We start from the raw sequence: 14,578 nt of genomic DNA, 5'->3' as shown, positions 1-14,578 counted from the left end.
AAATAGCTGACATCATTATGAAAAAAATTCTCAAAGTACTTCTTCTTGTTTTAGTTCTTGCCTTTTTGTATTTCGGATTTACAACTTATCCCAAACTTGATTTGATTTCCGGTTTCTCGGCCAAAAGTGTGGCTTCTGGTCATTTTATGGATAATCGGTCGTTAGACTTGATCCAGAAAACGGACAATGACATCGATATGATTGATTTGGCAAAAAACTCTATTGATGAAGCTGGTAAGTTTGCTACGGCTTCGGTTTATGGTTTAAAGGAAAGAAAAGCAATTTACAGAGAAGGTTTAGGGGCAACTTTGATCAATGAGGATTTTGATGTTTCAAAACCGTATTTGCTTCCGAAAAGAACAAAATTAGTCAACAATCTTCCTTTTCCTTACGGGAATAATGAACCAAAAGATACTACGTTTTCAAATGTTGATTATGCAAAATTGAAAAGTGCTGTTGCTAATTCATTCGATAAAAATGGAGGAAAAGCGAAGAGAACCCGCGCCGTTGTGGTTTTGTATAAAGATAAATTGATAGCCGAAAAATACGATACCGGTTTTAATAAAGACAGTAAAATTTTAGGATGGTCGATGACAAAAAGTATCACAAGTTCGGCTTTTGGCGTTTTAGCTAAACAAGGAAAAATTGATATTTATAAACCCGCTCCAATTGCAGAATGGCAAAATGATGATCGTAAGATTATAACAATAAATGATTTGCTTCATATGAATTCCGGTTTAGAATGGGAAGAGAATTACAGTACGATCTGTGATGCGACAAAAATGCTTTTTCAGGCTGAAGATATGGGAAAAGTGCAAATGGATAAACCAGCGCAATTCAAACCGAATACACATTGGAATTATTCTTCAGGAACAACCAATTTATTATCCCGAATTTTAAGAAGCCAGTTTAAAACACAACAAGAATATCTTGATTTTTGGTACGGCGCGTTAATTGACAAAATCGGAATGAATTCGATGATTGTGGAACAAGATATGTCAGGAACTTTTGTAGGTTCCTCTTACGGATGGGCAACGCCAAGAGACTGGTCAAAATTTGGATTATTATACCTTCATAAAGGAAACTGGAACGGAGAACAAATTTTAGATGAAAGTTGGGTAAAATACACCGCAACACCAACAAATACTTCTGAAGGAAAATATGGAGCGCAGTTTTGGTTAAACACCGGAGGGAAATTCCCGGATGTGCCTCGCGATATGTTTTATTGCAGTGGTTACCAAGGACAAATGGTGGCGATTATTCCGTCTTTAGATATGGTAATTGTGAGAATGGGAGTGAAGGAAGAAGAACCCGGATTTGATTTTAATGGGTTTTTGAAAAGGATTATTGATAGTGTGAAGAAGTAGATTGTTTTTATTCCTGCAAGGTTTCCAAAACCTTGTAGGTATCGAAATGCAAACATAATACCTACAAGGTTTTGGAAACCTTGCAGGAAAGCAAAAAAAACCGATAAACTTCAAAAAGCTTATCGGTTTTTTATTTTTAAGGAATAGAATTTTCTACAAATCAAATCCTAAATTCACACCCAATTTCATGGCAATGATTTTAGTAATTCTTTGTTTTAATTCCGGTATTTTGATGCTTTCGATAACGGCATTTGAGAATGCGTACATTAATAAAGCTTTTGCTTCTTTTTTCGGGATTCCACGAGATTGCATGTAGAACATTGCAGTTTCGTCTAATTGTCCAACAGTACAACCGTGAGAACATTTTACGTCATCAGCAAAAATTTCTAATTGTGGTTTTGCATTGATAGTTGCTTTGTCACTCAATAAAATATTGTTGCTTTTTTGGAAAGCGTTTGTTTTTTGAGCTTCTTTTTCTACCAAAACTTTTCCGTTGAAAACTCCAGTCGAACGATCAGAGAAAATTCCTTTATAATCCTGGAAACTTTCGCAATTTGGTGTTGCGTGGTTTACCAAAGTATAATGATCAACGTGTTGTTTTTCGCCAATGATTGTGATTCCGTTTAGCGTACTTGTCAATCTTTCTCCAAAATGATAGAAGTTCAAATTGTTACGAGTCAGATTTCCTCCAAACGAGAATGTATGTACATAAACGTGACTTTCTTGTTGTTGCGAAACGTAAGTGTTGTCAATTAAGTTCGCTTCAAGATTGTCATTTTGAATTTTGTAGTGATCTACAATCGCACGTTTTTGAGCAAAAATCTCTGTAACCGAATTGGTTAGAACCGGATTTTCATTCAAACTTTGATGACGCTCGATAATTTGAACATGTGAATTTTCACCCACAATAATCAAATTTCTTGGCTGAACCAACAAAGCAGATTCGTTTCCTGTTGAGAAATACATGATCTCAATAGGTTTGTCAGCCACTTTCTTTTGCGGAATATTGATAAAAGCCCCTTCGCTTGCAAAAGCAGTATTCAACGAAGTCAAGCTTTCGTCTTTACTTGCAATTTGGTTGAAGTATTTATCGATAACCATTTTATATTTTGGTTTAGTCAATGCCGATGACATCAAGCAAACATCAATTCCGTCATGCGTAGTAGAAGACAAATGCGAACTGAAAACACCATCAATAAACACTAATTTATAAGTGTCGATTTCGTGTAAAAAATATTTTTTTACCTGATTAAATTCGATTGCATTTTCTTGCTTAGGAAAAACCGTAAAGTCATTTTTTAAGATGGCGTTTAACGATGTATATTTCCAAGCTTCTTCTTTTTTGGTTGGGAAACCTTTATTTTCGAAGTTTTTTAAGGCATTTGTGCGAATGTCATGCAAATCTGAATGTACATCGACACGCTCTTCAAAAGCCATAAAAGACGATACTAATTTTTCTTTTAAATCCATTGTTCTTTTGTTTCCTTCGGTGTTTCAGGTTTCAAGTTTCAGGTTGCCCGTTGTGACTTAATTCCTTTGAATCCGTATTGTTTCAGGTTTAATGTTTCAGGTTTTTTACTGAAACTTATTTCCTTTGAAATCCTTTTTATTTAGATAGGTGATAAAGTTTTTTATTTTACCGCTTAAATTTTCATAATCTGTTTTTAAAACTTCGAATTTTTGTTCTGAAATATATTCAAAATCAAAAACCCGATATAGCTGAGATCTTGTTTCTCCGGCTGATCCTTTTGCGATTGATAAAAATTGTCGAAATTCTAAATTTCCATCTCTTTCAAAACCTTCAGCAATATTATCCATCACTGACCCGGAAGAATCTTTTATTTGATTTTTAAATCTGAGATCAGATCGTAACTCTGTTTGAACTGCAATAAGATGAATTTCTTTTGCCAATCGTCGAGCTTCTTTCCAAATTTCTAAATCTTCAAATCGAGTTATTGTTGCCATAATTTCAGTTTTATTATTTTAAGTTAAAACTTACAAATATAGTTTGTAACCTGAAACTAAAAAAACTTGAAACCTGAAACAAAATTTTTAATTCTCTGCTTTAATCCAGTCGTATCCTTTTTCTTCCAATTCGTAAGCCAATTCTTTTCCTCCTGATTTTACGATTCTTCCGTTGTATAGAACGTGAACGAAATCCGGAACGATATAATCTAACAAACGTTGGTAGTGTGTGATTACGATAATTGCGTTTTTCTCGCTTTTTAATTTGTTAACTCCGTTAGCCACAATTCTTAAAGCATCGATATCAAGACCAGAATCGGTTTCGTCAAGGATAGCTAATTTTGGTTCTAACATTGCCATTTGAAAAATCTCGTTTCTTTTTTTCTCTCCTCCGGAAAAACCTTCGTTTAAAGAACGAGATAAAAATTTACGATCGATTTCTAATAATTCTGATTTCTCACGAATTACTTTTAGCATTTCGTTAGCCGGCATTTCTTCTTGTCCGTTTGCTTTACGAGTTTCGTTGATTGCAGTTTTCATGAAGTTAGTTACACTAACTCCAGGGATTTCTACAGGATATTGAAACGAAAGGAAAACTCCTTTGTGTGCTCTTTCTTCTGGAGCAAGATCAGCAAGATCTTCTCCGTCAAGGAAAACTTCTCCATCAGTAACTTCGTAGTTTTCGTTTCCTGCGATAACTGCAGAAAGTGTACTTTTTCCAGAACCGTTTGGTCCCATGATAGCGTGTACTTCGCCAGCTTTAACTTCTATATTAATTCCTTTAAGGATTTCTTTATCACCAATTCCGGCGTGAAGGTTTTTTATTGATAACATTGTTTTTTTATTTTTATATAAATGTCAATTCTATTTTTGTTGTTTGGTTTAGGATGTTGGCATTAAAATGCGCGTGTCCTAAATATTCCATGCCTAAATAATCGGCTGTTTTTTTGAACGGAATGTAAAAACTCTCTTCAATTTCGTTGTCGTGTGAATTTGATATCACACCAATTTTCTTCCCTCTAAGCTTTCGTCCGGTTTCTTTTTCAATTCGGATTAAATCCGAAAAGCGATCAAAGAAAACCTTCATTATTCCACTCATATTATACCAATATATGGGCGTTGCAAAAATTAAAGTGTCGTACTCTTCGAGTATTCTTCTTATTAAAGGCAGAAAATCATCTTCTCTGTTTTTGCTTTCGTAATCATAATGAGAAATATTATAATCACTTAAGTCAATCACATCAATTCCCGATTCTTTTGCAATTTCATCGACAATTTTTGTTGTGTTTCCGTTTTTTCTGGACGAACCTAAAATGATGACTTTTTTGTTTTCCATTAATACTTATTCATAATGTCCTTTCAAAGAAAGAATATTTAGTATTTCAATATTGTTTTCTTCCGTTATTCTATAGACTATTCGATGCTCTTTATCAATTCTTCTTGACCATCTTCCAGATAATTCATATTTTAATTGTTCTGGTTTTCCAAGTCCCTCGTAAGGATGAAGTAAAATGTCTTCAATTAGACTTGTGATTTTTTTCATTATTGATTTGTTTCCGGACTTCTTCCAAAAAAGAATGTCTTTTTGTGCCTTTTCAGAATAAATTATTTCCACAAATCTTCAACTTTTATTTTAACTCCCTTGCCTTCTTCAATACTTTTTTCAGCGTCAAGAATCTCTTTTACAAATTCTGAATTATATGGTTTTTCGCTCTCTTCAATAATTTCAAAACCAAGAGATTTTGCCAGTGATTTTAAAACTGGAAAATCTTTTTTCTTTACATTTTTTAAGATGATATCCATAATTTTTGCTTTTGATTATCCAACAGATCCTTCTAAAGAAATCTCTAATAATTTTTGAGCTTCAACAGCAAATTCCATTGGTAATTTGTTCAATACATCTTTACTGAAACCGTTTACAATTAAGGCAATCGCTTTTTCTGTCGGAATACCTCTTTGGTTGCAATAAAAAACCTGATCTTCTCCAATTTTACTTGTAGTTGCTTCGTGCTCGATTTTAGCCGATGGATTTTTACTTTCGATATAAGGGAAAGTATGCGCTCCACAATTGTTACCCATTAAAAGAGAATCACATTGTGAAAAGTTTCTTGCATTCTCAGCTCTAGGGCTAATTTGCACTAATCCACGGTAACTATTTTGTGATTTACCAGCCGAAATACCTTTAGAAATAATAGTCGATTTAGTGTTTTTACCTAAATGGATCATTTTAGTTCCGGTATCTGCCTGTTGGTAATTATTGGTAACGGCAATAGAATAAAATTCTCCTACCGAATTATCTCCTTTTAATACACAAGAAGGATATTTCCAGGTTACAGCAGAACCTGTTTCTACTTGTGTCCATGAAATTTTAGCGTTTGTTTCGCATAAACCTCTTTTGGTTACGAAGTTGTAAACTCCACCTTTTCCTTCTTTGTTTCCAGGAAACCAGTTTTGAACGGTAGAATATTTAATTTCTGCATCATCCAAAGCGATTAATTCAACCACAGCAGCGTGCAATTGATTTTCGTCACGACTTGGTGCAGTACATCCTTCAAGGTAGGATACGTAACTTCCAGCATCAGCAATAACAAGCGTTCTTTCGAATTGTCCTGTTCCTGCCTGATTGATTCTGAAATAAGTTGAAAGTTCCATTGGGCAACGAACGCCTTTTGGAATATAACAGAAACTTCCGTCAGAGAAAACTGCTGAGTTTAATGCTGCGTAAAAGTTGTCTTTTTGAGGTACAACAGTTCCTAAATATTTTTTTACTAATTCTGGATGCTCTTTGATAGCTTCAGAAATCGGGCAGAAAATAATACCTTTTTCTCCTAATGTTTTCTTGAAAGTAGTAGCCACAGAAACAGAATCGACTACAATATCCATAGCGACATTGTTCATCATTTTTTGTTCATCAACAGAGATTCCTAACTTTTTGTACATTTCTAAAAGTTCTGGATCTACATCATCCAAAGTTTTAGTTGGGTCTACTTGTTTTGGAGCTGAATAATATGAAATAGCCTGAAAGTCTGGTTTTTGATAATGAACATTTGCCCATTCCGGCTCAATCATTTCTTTCCAGGCACGAAAAGCCTCGATGCGCCATTCGGTCATCCATTCCGGCTCTTCTTTTTTAAGAGAAATAGCTCTCACGATATCTTCGTTTAAGCCAATAGGGAACGTCTCCGATTCGATATCGGTGTAAAACCCGTATTCGTATTCTTTAGTTTCGAGTTCGATTTTTAAATCGTCTTCTGTGTATTTGCTCATTTTTGATGTAAAGATTTAAAGATGTAATTTTCAAAAATTTCAAAGAATTACTCTTTATTAGTCTTGTTATTCTTTATTAATTATAGAGAGAATGATTCTCCGCAACCACAAGTTCTGCTTGCATTTGGATTATTGAATACAAATCCTTTTCCGTTTAGCCCTCCTGAAAATTCCAGAATTGTTCCAGCTAAATATAGGAATGATTTTTTCTCAACTGCAATTGTTATGTCGTTGTCTACAAATATTTTATCGTCTTCGCCTTTGGTTTTGTCAAATTTTAAATCATATGACAAACCAGAGCATCCGCCACTTTTCACACCTACGCGTACGTAGTCATGTGCGGCATCAAAACCATCATCACTCATCAAGTCGATGATTTTCTTTTTGGCTGTATCTGAAACTTTTATCATTGTATATGGTATTTATTTTTTCTTTCATTTTAATCTGCAATCAAAATAGTAATGAAATTATTACATTTTTAAAGTGCTGTGTTTCAATGTTCAAATGAAATTGTCTGCAAAGATACGACTTAAAAACCTTTTTCCATAACGGTTCACATTATTATAACAAATGTTAAAATAGATAGAAGTTATTTTGTTTTAGAAAAATCTGTTTTACGATAAACAAAATTCATTTTCTTTCATAATTTTACTTGAAAGCTTTTTGATTTGACAATAATCTTTGATTTAAGTTAAAATACCGTATTTATACGTGCTTTAACTGATAGAATAGTGGTATTTTTGCACAAAATTATGGGTAATTATGAAAAAACATTACAAAAACGGGTGGGTTAAAGCACTTTTTGCAGTATTATTTGTTTTTGGATTAGGTGCTACATTTTACATTTTTAGCAATGAATCTAATCCTGATTCATCTATGGTCATAAATAAGGAAAAACAGGGTATTGGCAAATTTAGTGAACAAGAACTTGCCCGAAAGGATATATTAGATTCTTTAAATATTCTAAAATTGGCTTACGATGTTGCTATTTTAGAAAAAACAGCTTTGTCGCAACAATTAGAGTTAGAAAGAAAGAATATTGAAAACTTGACGGAAATAATAAAAGCATCAAAAAATCCTTCGACAGATCAGATAATACTTTACCGTAAACAATTCTCAGATTTACGACAATCATTAAACTCTAGTGTTTTAGAGGTTAAAAAATTGAAATCTCAAAATAAAAACCTGTTATCTGAAATTGAAGATCAGAATGTGGTTATGTATCAACAAAAAGCTGAAAATGACACTTTAATTTCTAAACAAAAAAAATTAGAATCAACCTTAAAAGACGCCTCAAAATTAGCAATGAATAATTTTAAGGTAATCGCACTTCGTGAGAAAAAGTCTGGAGCAGAACTGGAAACAGATAAAGCGAAAAACGCTCAAAAGCTGAAAGTAAGTTTTACTATAAATGGAAATTCGATTGCAAAAACCGGAAAAAGAATTTTTTATATTCAGGTTCTGGATCAAAAGAACAAGGTTTTGGGTGAAGATAAATTAATCGAATTCGGAAATGATAAAGCTTTAGTTTATAGTTTTATAGTGGCAGTTGACTTTCAGGGAAAACCTGCCAATGTTTATGGAATTTTGAATTCTGATGATGGTCATTTCCCAAAAGGAACTTATTTTGTCAACTTCTTCGACAAACAGGAAATTTTTGGAAGTACATCAATTACGCTGGAATAACCCCTATTTTTTTGAGGGAAGTTTTAAGTAGAAATTTCTAGTAAAAGGAAATTGGATTTCCTAGATTTGTTCTATCAGAAATTTACTCTCATGAAACTTTATCCAATAGAATCCGGAAATTTTAAATTAGATGGTGGTGCAATGTTTGGCGTTGTTCCTAAAACAATCTGGAATAAAACCAATCCCGCAGACGCAAACAATTTAATTGATATTGCAGCGCGCTGTTTGCTTATTGAAGATCAAAATCGCCTGATTTTGATTGATACCGGAATGGGCGACAAACAATCAGAGAAATTTTTTGGTTATTATTCGCTTTGGGGATCACATTCTATTGATAAATCATTGGCTAAATATGGTTTTCACCGAGATGATATTACCGATGTTTTTATGACGCATCTGCACTTTGATCATTGTGGAGGAAGTGTACAATGGAATGCTGATAAAACCGGATATGAACCTGCGTTTAAAAATGCGAAATATTGGACGAATGAAAATCATTGGGAATGGGCAACCAAACCAAACCCAAGAGAAAAAGCTTCTTTTTTATCAGAGAATATTTTACCGATGCAGGAAAGCGGGCAACTGAATTTTATAAAACGTCCTGAGGCTGATTTTGGTTTTTCTGAAGAAATGAATTTTGGAATTTACTACGTTGACGGTCATACTGAAAAACAAATGATTCCGCATATTCAATATAACGATAAAACAATTGTTTTTTGTGCCGATTTATTGGCTACAGCCGGGCATATCCCGCTTCCTTATGTAATGGGTTATGATACAAGACCTTTATTAACCATGCCTGAAAAAGCAAAATTATTAAATGCAGCAGCAGATCAGAATCATTATTTATTTCTGGAACATGATGCACACAACCAGATTATAACAGTTGAACATACTGAAAAAGGTGTTCGATTAAAAGAGGTTTTTACTTGCGAAGAGGTCTTTTAGAACGAATCAAAGCTAAAAAAATCCCATTTTCATAGGAATGAAAATGGGATTTTTTATTGTTCTGTAATAATATTTTGAAATACTAATTTGTTTTAAACTTCCAAACCTGACCAATAGTTTCGCCTCCTTTATTGTCTTTGACAACTACTTTCCAGTAATATTGTTTTGCAGGTTCTATTGCAACCGAAGTTGAAAGTACAGCTATGTTTTCACTTACTTTTGCGGTTGGTGGATTGACTGTTCCAAAATAAACATCATAAGTAAGAGCGTCAGAAGTGTCAACATCAGAAGCGCTCCATTTTAATAAAGTGGTTGTTCCGTCTAAAGCTGTATTTAATACAGGAGCAACTAATTCAGGCGAAAAAGGTAAATGATTAACCACAGCTTCTCCGGTAGTGTAAAGTTTAAAAGTCGCAGAATATGCACTTGCTAAACCTTTGCTGTCTGTTGCTTTTATTCTCCAATAATAAGCAGTATTTTTTTCTAAAGCTACAGAAGTACTATTGGTTTTAACTTCCGCTGTTTTTACAATTTGAGAGAAAGCATTGTCTTTTGCCACCTCAATTTTGTAGGTAATAGCATCTTTGTTTGCATCTGTAGATGTATTCCATTGAAAAGCAACAGTATTGTCTACACATAATTTATTGTCAACAGGAAGTGTTAAAGTTGGTATGCTAGGAGCAACATTTACTTCTTCAACAGGCGGTGAATCTTCTCCTCCGCCACATGAAATTAGTGAAAGTCCAATAATTAAGAGGTATATAAAATTCTTCATCTTTATTTTTTTATGATTTTAATATATTCTGGAGTTTCTAAATAGATTTTGGCTGCATAAATCCCTGAAGGCTGGTTTTCAAGGGTTAGTTTTGCAGTTCCATTTTCGATAACATATTTTTTACCTGAAACCAATTGTCCGCCAAAACTGTAAAGTTCAATTACAACTTCATTTTTGTCAGTTGGAACTTCGATTTCAAAAATTCCGTTAGTTGGATTTGGGTATGCAGAAAGAACTGTTCCTAAAATATCTGCTGTTTTAATTTTTTTAGAATAAATCCCTTCACATGCTTTTGCCGTTGCTACTTCAAGTAAACCACCTTCTTTAAGTTCTAGTGAGAAATTAGAGTCACTAGTTTGAAACTGTTCTGTTCCGTCAATAAAAACAGTAAATGGAGCTGTTCCTTCGGTAATTTCTACATCCACTTTTCTAGAAGTTATACTAGATTTTCCAGTAGTAGTAGCTGCTTTTACAATTGTAAAATTGAAGTTTTGCTCAAAGTTTTCATCAGGAATCGTAACAGAAACCGTATAACTTCCCGGAGCTAAGTTTGCTACTTTTAAGCTGTTGTTAGTGAAAGGGTATGTTTTTCCGCTAATAATAGCTTCATAAACATAAGTTGCTTGTGCAGTTATATTTATTTCGCCATTATTTTCCCCTAAACATGATTCTCCCTTTGTCTCTACAGTAAAATTATCGTTAGGTAGTACAAGAGTAGATCCGCAATTGGTATTATAAGTGGCTGTTGCATCTTTTTTGCCAGACATTTTTTCGTTAGCAAAAGTGATGTCATCAACCTGAATACATGTTAAATTAGGATTGTTTCTAAAGTCTATAGAATAATCATTGTCTAATCCTTCGAAATTAACATTATTTCCATTTTTAATGTTTAGGCTTACTAGATTGTTTGAGCTACAATTGATGTGTTCTAATTTTTTATTTTTTGAAATATTTAGAGTTGTTAATTTGTTTTCCTTACAATATAATGTCCATAAATTTGCATTGCCTGACAAATCCAAAACGGTCAATTGATTTCCGCTACATGAAAAGTGAGACATGTAGGTGTTTTTAGATACATTAATTGAAGTTAATAAATTGTTGTCACAACCAAATTGTGATAATGAAGTTTGGTTTGAAACGTCTAAAGTTTTAAATCGATTGCCCTCGCAAAAAAGATACATTATAGACTTATTGTTTGACAGATCTAAATTTTCAAGCAAACTATTGGCACAATTTAAATAATTAAGACTTGGATTTGCTGTTAAATTTAAGCTGGTTAGTTTGTTAGTATGGGCATATAAATAATTAAATTTCGGGTTTTTAGAAAAATCTAATGATGTCAATTTGTTTTCCTGACAATTAACAGTTAAAAGTTCTGTGTTTTTAGAAAAATCTATTTGCGTAAAATAATTGTTCTGACAGTCTACTTTTGTAAGTAAAATGTTTTTAGATAAGTTGATCTTACTTAAACGATTATAACCACAACTTAATTCGGTTAAAGCAACATTCCCCGAAAGATCGAGTTCCGTTAATTGATTGTTCGAAACAGACAGCTTTTCTAAGGCTTTAAAATCTTGGATTCCTGTTAAATCCTTAATAGGAACTTCTGTTGAGCCTTGAGCTATATAAAGACTTACTTCTTTTAAAGAAGAAATACTTGATGTTAAAACACCTCCATTAACGCCATCTTTGTCGATACCAAGTTTAATTAATTTGTTTTCAAAAACAAGATCTGGAATTAATGTAAAACTATTATCGTCACAAACTAAAGCATATGAAACAGTTGTTTCTTTTAAATTTGGCCAGTTCGTGTCTGAAAAACTTTTGTCATCAACCTGGATACAAGTTAAGTTAGGATTACCCTTAAAGTTACCAGCAGTTAAATTTGTGTTTTTTCCATTTTTCAAATTCAAACTAAATAAGTTATTTGCTGAACAGTCTACCTGCACTAATGCCGTATTTTGTGAAAGATCTAAGTTTAGTAACTGATTTGACGTAGCATTCAATGACGTTAGTGCAACATTTTTTGTCAAATCAACAGCTTTCAAATTATTTGAAGAAAAATCCAATTGTTTTAAAGCAACAAATCCTTCGATTCCGGTTAAGTTTGAGATAGTACTTGAAGATACATCTAAACTTGTTATTGCAGCAATGTTTGAGGTTAATACTTTTCCGTTTTTACCATCCACATCAATTCCTAAATCAATTAATTTATTTTCAAAATTTGAGTCGGGAATTACCACAAAAGCATTACAGAGTGTATTATAATTTGCAGTAGCATCTTTCAAACCTGACCAGTTTGTGTTAGCATAATCCTGATCATCGACCTGAATACATTTTAAATTGGTATTGTTTGTAAATAAAGAAGTGCTTTTGTTTAATAAGGTATTTTTACCATTTTTTAAATCTAAACTTACTAGTTTGTTGTTCGAAGTATTTACAGAAGTTAAGGCGCTATTCTTAGAAAGATCTAAATATAATAATTGGTTGTCTTTACAGTTTAAAGTTTGCAGACTTGCAAAATCCTGAATTCCTGTTAGATCAACAATATTACTATTTGAAACGTCTAGTGTTTTTACAGTGGCAATGCTCGAAGTTAAAACCTGGCCATTTTTACCATCAATATCAATTTTTAAAGCGATTAATTTATCTTCAAAATTAGAATCAGGGATAACAGTGTAAGGTCTGCAATCTTCAGAAAATTTTGTCCAGATTTCTTTCTTTGTACTCCATTTTGTGTCTGCGTAGACTTTATTGTCTACTAAAACACAATTTAAATAGAGAGCGTTAAGTAAGTTAATATCTAGGGCAGTATTGTTCCCGTTTTTTAAATTAAGATCATATAATAACTTGCTGGAGGCTAGATTTACAGAAGTCAATTTTGTGTTAAATGATAAATCTAAACTTTCGATTCTAGTTTCCTGCAAAGACACAGAAGTTAAAGCGATATTTTTAGAAAGATCAAGACTTTTTACAGGGTTATTACTTCCGTTAAAATACTCTAGTTTTGAATTATTGGTTAAATCTATACCAGATAATTCATTGTAGCTTATGGTAAGGTTTTTAAGTAATAAGTTATTAGATACGTCTATTTTAGTTAAATCATTATAATGTGCAGTAAGCGTAACTAATTTAGTATTTTGAGTAACATCTAAATTTTTTAGTCTATTAGAAAGACAGTCTATTGCAACAAGTTCTTTATTATTAGAAATATCCAATTGTATTAGCTCATTGTTATAACATGCCAGGCTAGTCAATAAAGTATTCTTAGATATGTTTAAATTATTTATTTTATTTCTATAACAATCAAGTGCTTTTAAATTTGGCTGTTGGCTCAAATCCAGAGCAGCTAAACTATTATTATCCGTTCTTACTACTTCTAATTTATTATTTTTAGAAAGATTTAATTCAGTTAATTTATTGTTGTTGCAATTTAAATTTTTTAATAAAACGTTGCCAGAAATGTCTATTGAAGTTAGTTGATTAACTCCGCAATTTAAATCTGTCAATAATACATTTTGAGAAAGATCCAAACTAGTGATTTTGTTATTGTAACAATTAAAATCAACCAGCTGTTTATTGTCTCCTATAGAAATAGAAGTTATTTGATTACTATCAAAGTTTAGTGTTTTAAGTTTTAAGTTTTTAGAAACATCTAAAGTAGTAAGTTTATTACTTCCACAAATTAAGCTTTCAAGTTCCAGATTATTAGAAACGTCTAAAGTTGTCAATTTATTTGAACTGCAATTTAGAGTTTTAAGCATTAAATTTTTGGAAACGTTTAAAGAGGTAAGACTACCAGTATTGCCTCTAAAAGTCAAGTTTTCAAGTGCAGTAAAGCCTTCAATTCCGGTTAGATCGGTAATGTTCCACTGATAGTACGAAAGATCAAATGTTTTTACTGTTGAAATTGCACTCGTAAGCACTTTTCCGTTAATACCATCCTTGTCATATCCTAAATAACCAAGATAACTTTCAAACTCTGGATCCGGAATTTTAGTGTATTGTCCAGGTACTTCAGCAACATCTACAACAGAAACATTATCTACCAAAATTTCAGAATTAAGAGTTCCGTTTACTGTAACATCAATCTCTATATTTTCAGATACGGTTGACGTATATTCGAATTCAATTTTTCTCCATTCTGATGTCGAAAAAGTAACATCCGACTTTTTTGCAATTTCTTCTTTAAAAGTTCCAGGCTTGTGATAAACACTCAAATCAAGAGAAGAAAATGTTCCTAAAACGGCTCTATGATATAAAGTTACACGGTACGTTTTATTTGCCTCCACAGCAAAAAAATCAGTGTTAATGAAATTAAGCGTTCCGCTGGTAAGCTGCATATTTGTACTTGAATTTCCATTTTGAGCAGTTGAACTCTGAGAAACTAATTCGCTTATGTAGCGATACCAATTGTCTGGTTGCGACGATGAAGTCCAGGTTTCAAAACTGCCATTAGGCACCAAATTAGTCTGGGCCACTGTGGTTAAAGAAAGCAGCAGTAAAAAATAAAGTAGTTTTGTTTTCATAGATTAAGATTAAGATTCCGTTGCACAAGGCTAAAGGTTTT

The 14,578-nt window shown here is 32.7% G+C and carries 13 protein-coding genes; 3 read left to right on the top strand and 10 right to left on the bottom strand.

The genetic code is table 11. From position 1 onward, the window contains the following. Window positions 1–17 precede the first annotated feature (17 nt). Complete coding sequence (locus IRZ99_RS05335; protein ID WP_194656281.1) at window positions 18–1,367, top strand: serine hydrolase; 1,350 nt, start codon at window positions 18–20, stop codon at window positions 1,365–1,367. Window positions 1,368–1,520: 153 nt separating this feature from the next. Here the strand turns inward: IRZ99_RS05335 and sufD are convergent, their stop codons facing one another. The 8 genes from sufD to IRZ99_RS05295 form a co-directional block, all read right to left on the bottom strand. Next, window positions 1,521–2,837 carry a Fe-S cluster assembly protein SufD gene (sufD, locus tag IRZ99_RS05330; protein ID WP_194656280.1) on the bottom strand — a complete coding sequence of 439 codons (1,317 nt, stop codon included), beginning with the start codon at window positions 2,835–2,837 and terminating at the stop codon, window positions 1,521–1,523. 105 nt (window positions 2,838–2,942) lie between these two features. After that, entirely contained in the window at window positions 2,943–3,332 is a 390-nt protein-coding gene (locus IRZ99_RS05325; protein WP_194656279.1) for a four helix bundle protein, read from the bottom strand. An 87-nt stretch (window positions 3,333–3,419) separates the two neighbouring features. Then, window positions 3,420–4,166, bottom strand: a complete 747-nt coding sequence (gene sufC, locus IRZ99_RS05320; protein ID WP_056206919.1) for a Fe-S cluster assembly ATPase SufC — start codon at window positions 4,164–4,166, stop codon at window positions 3,420–3,422. 13 nt (window positions 4,167–4,179) lie between these two features. Then, window positions 4,180–4,668: a flavodoxin family protein gene (locus IRZ99_RS05315; RefSeq protein ID WP_194656278.1), complete on the bottom strand. Its 489-nt coding sequence runs from the start codon at window positions 4,666–4,668 to the stop codon at window positions 4,180–4,182. 6 nt (window positions 4,669–4,674) lie between these two features. Then, window positions 4,675–4,947, bottom strand: coding sequence for a Txe/YoeB family addiction module toxin (locus tag IRZ99_RS05310; protein ID WP_194656277.1), 273 nt, complete (start codon window positions 4,945–4,947; stop codon window positions 4,675–4,677). After that, window positions 4,938–5,135: a DUF2683 family protein gene (locus IRZ99_RS05305; RefSeq protein WP_194656276.1), complete on the bottom strand. Its 198-nt coding sequence runs from the start codon at window positions 5,133–5,135 to the stop codon at window positions 4,938–4,940. Before IRZ99_RS05305 ends, IRZ99_RS05310 begins: the two co-directional genes overlap by 10 nt. A gap of 15 nt (window positions 5,136–5,150) precedes the next feature. After that, window positions 5,151–6,599, bottom strand: a complete 1,449-nt coding sequence (sufB, locus tag IRZ99_RS05300) for a Fe-S cluster assembly protein SufB (RefSeq protein ID WP_194656275.1) — start codon at window positions 6,597–6,599, stop codon at window positions 5,151–5,153. An 80-nt stretch (window positions 6,600–6,679) separates the two neighbouring features. After that, entirely contained in the window at window positions 6,680–7,009 is a 330-nt protein-coding gene (locus IRZ99_RS05295) for an iron-sulfur cluster assembly accessory protein (RefSeq protein WP_026982558.1), read from the bottom strand. 352 nt (window positions 7,010–7,361) lie between these two features. Here IRZ99_RS05295 and IRZ99_RS05290 point away from each other — a divergent pair, with 352 nt between their 5' ends. Next, window positions 7,362–8,285, top strand: a complete 924-nt coding sequence (locus tag IRZ99_RS05290) for a hypothetical protein (RefSeq protein ID WP_194656274.1) — start codon at window positions 7,362–7,364, stop codon at window positions 8,283–8,285. A 90-nt stretch (window positions 8,286–8,375) separates the two neighbouring features. Continuing rightward, the gene (locus IRZ99_RS05285; protein WP_194656273.1) at window positions 8,376–9,233 is read left to right on the top strand and encodes an MBL fold metallo-hydrolase; all 858 of its coding nucleotides are present in this window, start codon (window positions 8,376–8,378) and stop codon (window positions 9,231–9,233) included. 82 nt (window positions 9,234–9,315) lie between these two features. Here IRZ99_RS05285 and IRZ99_RS05280 read toward each other — a convergent pair whose 3' ends face one another. Both IRZ99_RS05280 and IRZ99_RS05275 read right to left on the bottom strand, forming a co-directional pair. Then, on the bottom strand, window positions 9,316–10,008 hold the full coding sequence (locus IRZ99_RS05280) for a hypothetical protein (RefSeq protein ID WP_194656272.1): 693 nt from the start codon (window positions 10,006–10,008) through the stop codon (window positions 9,316–9,318). 2 nt (window positions 10,009–10,010) lie between these two features. Continuing rightward, window positions 10,011–14,537 (bottom strand): T9SS type A sorting domain-containing protein, encoded by a 4,527-nt coding sequence (locus IRZ99_RS05275; RefSeq protein ID WP_194656271.1) that lies wholly within the window; start codon window positions 14,535–14,537, stop codon window positions 10,011–10,013. Window positions 14,538–14,578: the final 41 nt, after the last annotated feature.

Source organism: Flavobacterium sp. LC2016-12 (assembly GCF_015351595.1).
Taxonomy (GTDB): Bacteria; Bacteroidota; Bacteroidia; order Flavobacteriales; family Flavobacteriaceae; genus Flavobacterium.
This window is presented reverse-complemented; position numbering and strand designations above follow the sequence as displayed.

Coding starts and splice junctions, on each gene's coding strand:
- IRZ99_RS05335 (WP_194656281.1), top strand. CDS start 18: ATGAAAAAAATTCTCAAAGTACTTCTTCTTGTTTTAGTTCTTGCCTTT.
- sufD (WP_194656280.1), bottom strand. CDS start 2,837: ATGGATTTAAAAGAAAAATTAGTATCGTCTTTTATGGCTTTTGAAGAG.
- IRZ99_RS05325 (WP_194656279.1), bottom strand. CDS start 3,332: ATGGCAACAATAACTCGATTTGAAGATTTAGAAATTTGGAAAGAAGCT.
- sufC (WP_056206919.1), bottom strand. CDS start 4,166: ATGTTATCAATAAAAAACCTTCACGCCGGAATTGGTGATAAAGAAATC.
- IRZ99_RS05315 (WP_194656278.1), bottom strand. CDS start 4,668: ATGGAAAACAAAAAAGTCATCATTTTAGGTTCGTCCAGAAAAAACGGA.
- IRZ99_RS05305 (WP_194656276.1), bottom strand. CDS start 5,135: ATGGATATCATCTTAAAAAATGTAAAGAAAAAAGATTTTCCAGTTTTA.
- sufB (WP_194656275.1), bottom strand. CDS start 6,599: ATGAGCAAATACACAGAAGACGATTTAAAAATCGAACTCGAAACTAAA.
- IRZ99_RS05295 (WP_026982558.1), bottom strand. CDS start 7,009: ATGATAAAAGTTTCAGATACAGCCAAAAAGAAAATCATCGACTTGATG.
- IRZ99_RS05290 (WP_194656274.1), top strand. CDS start 7,362: ATGAAAAAACATTACAAAAACGGGTGGGTTAAAGCACTTTTTGCAGTA.
- IRZ99_RS05285 (WP_194656273.1), top strand. CDS start 8,376: ATGAAACTTTATCCAATAGAATCCGGAAATTTTAAATTAGATGGTGGT.
- IRZ99_RS05280 (WP_194656272.1), bottom strand. CDS start 10,008: ATGAAGAATTTTATATACCTCTTAATTATTGGACTTTCACTAATTTCA.
- IRZ99_RS05275 (WP_194656271.1), bottom strand. CDS start 14,537: ATGAAAACAAAACTACTTTATTTTTTACTGCTGCTTTCTTTAACCACA.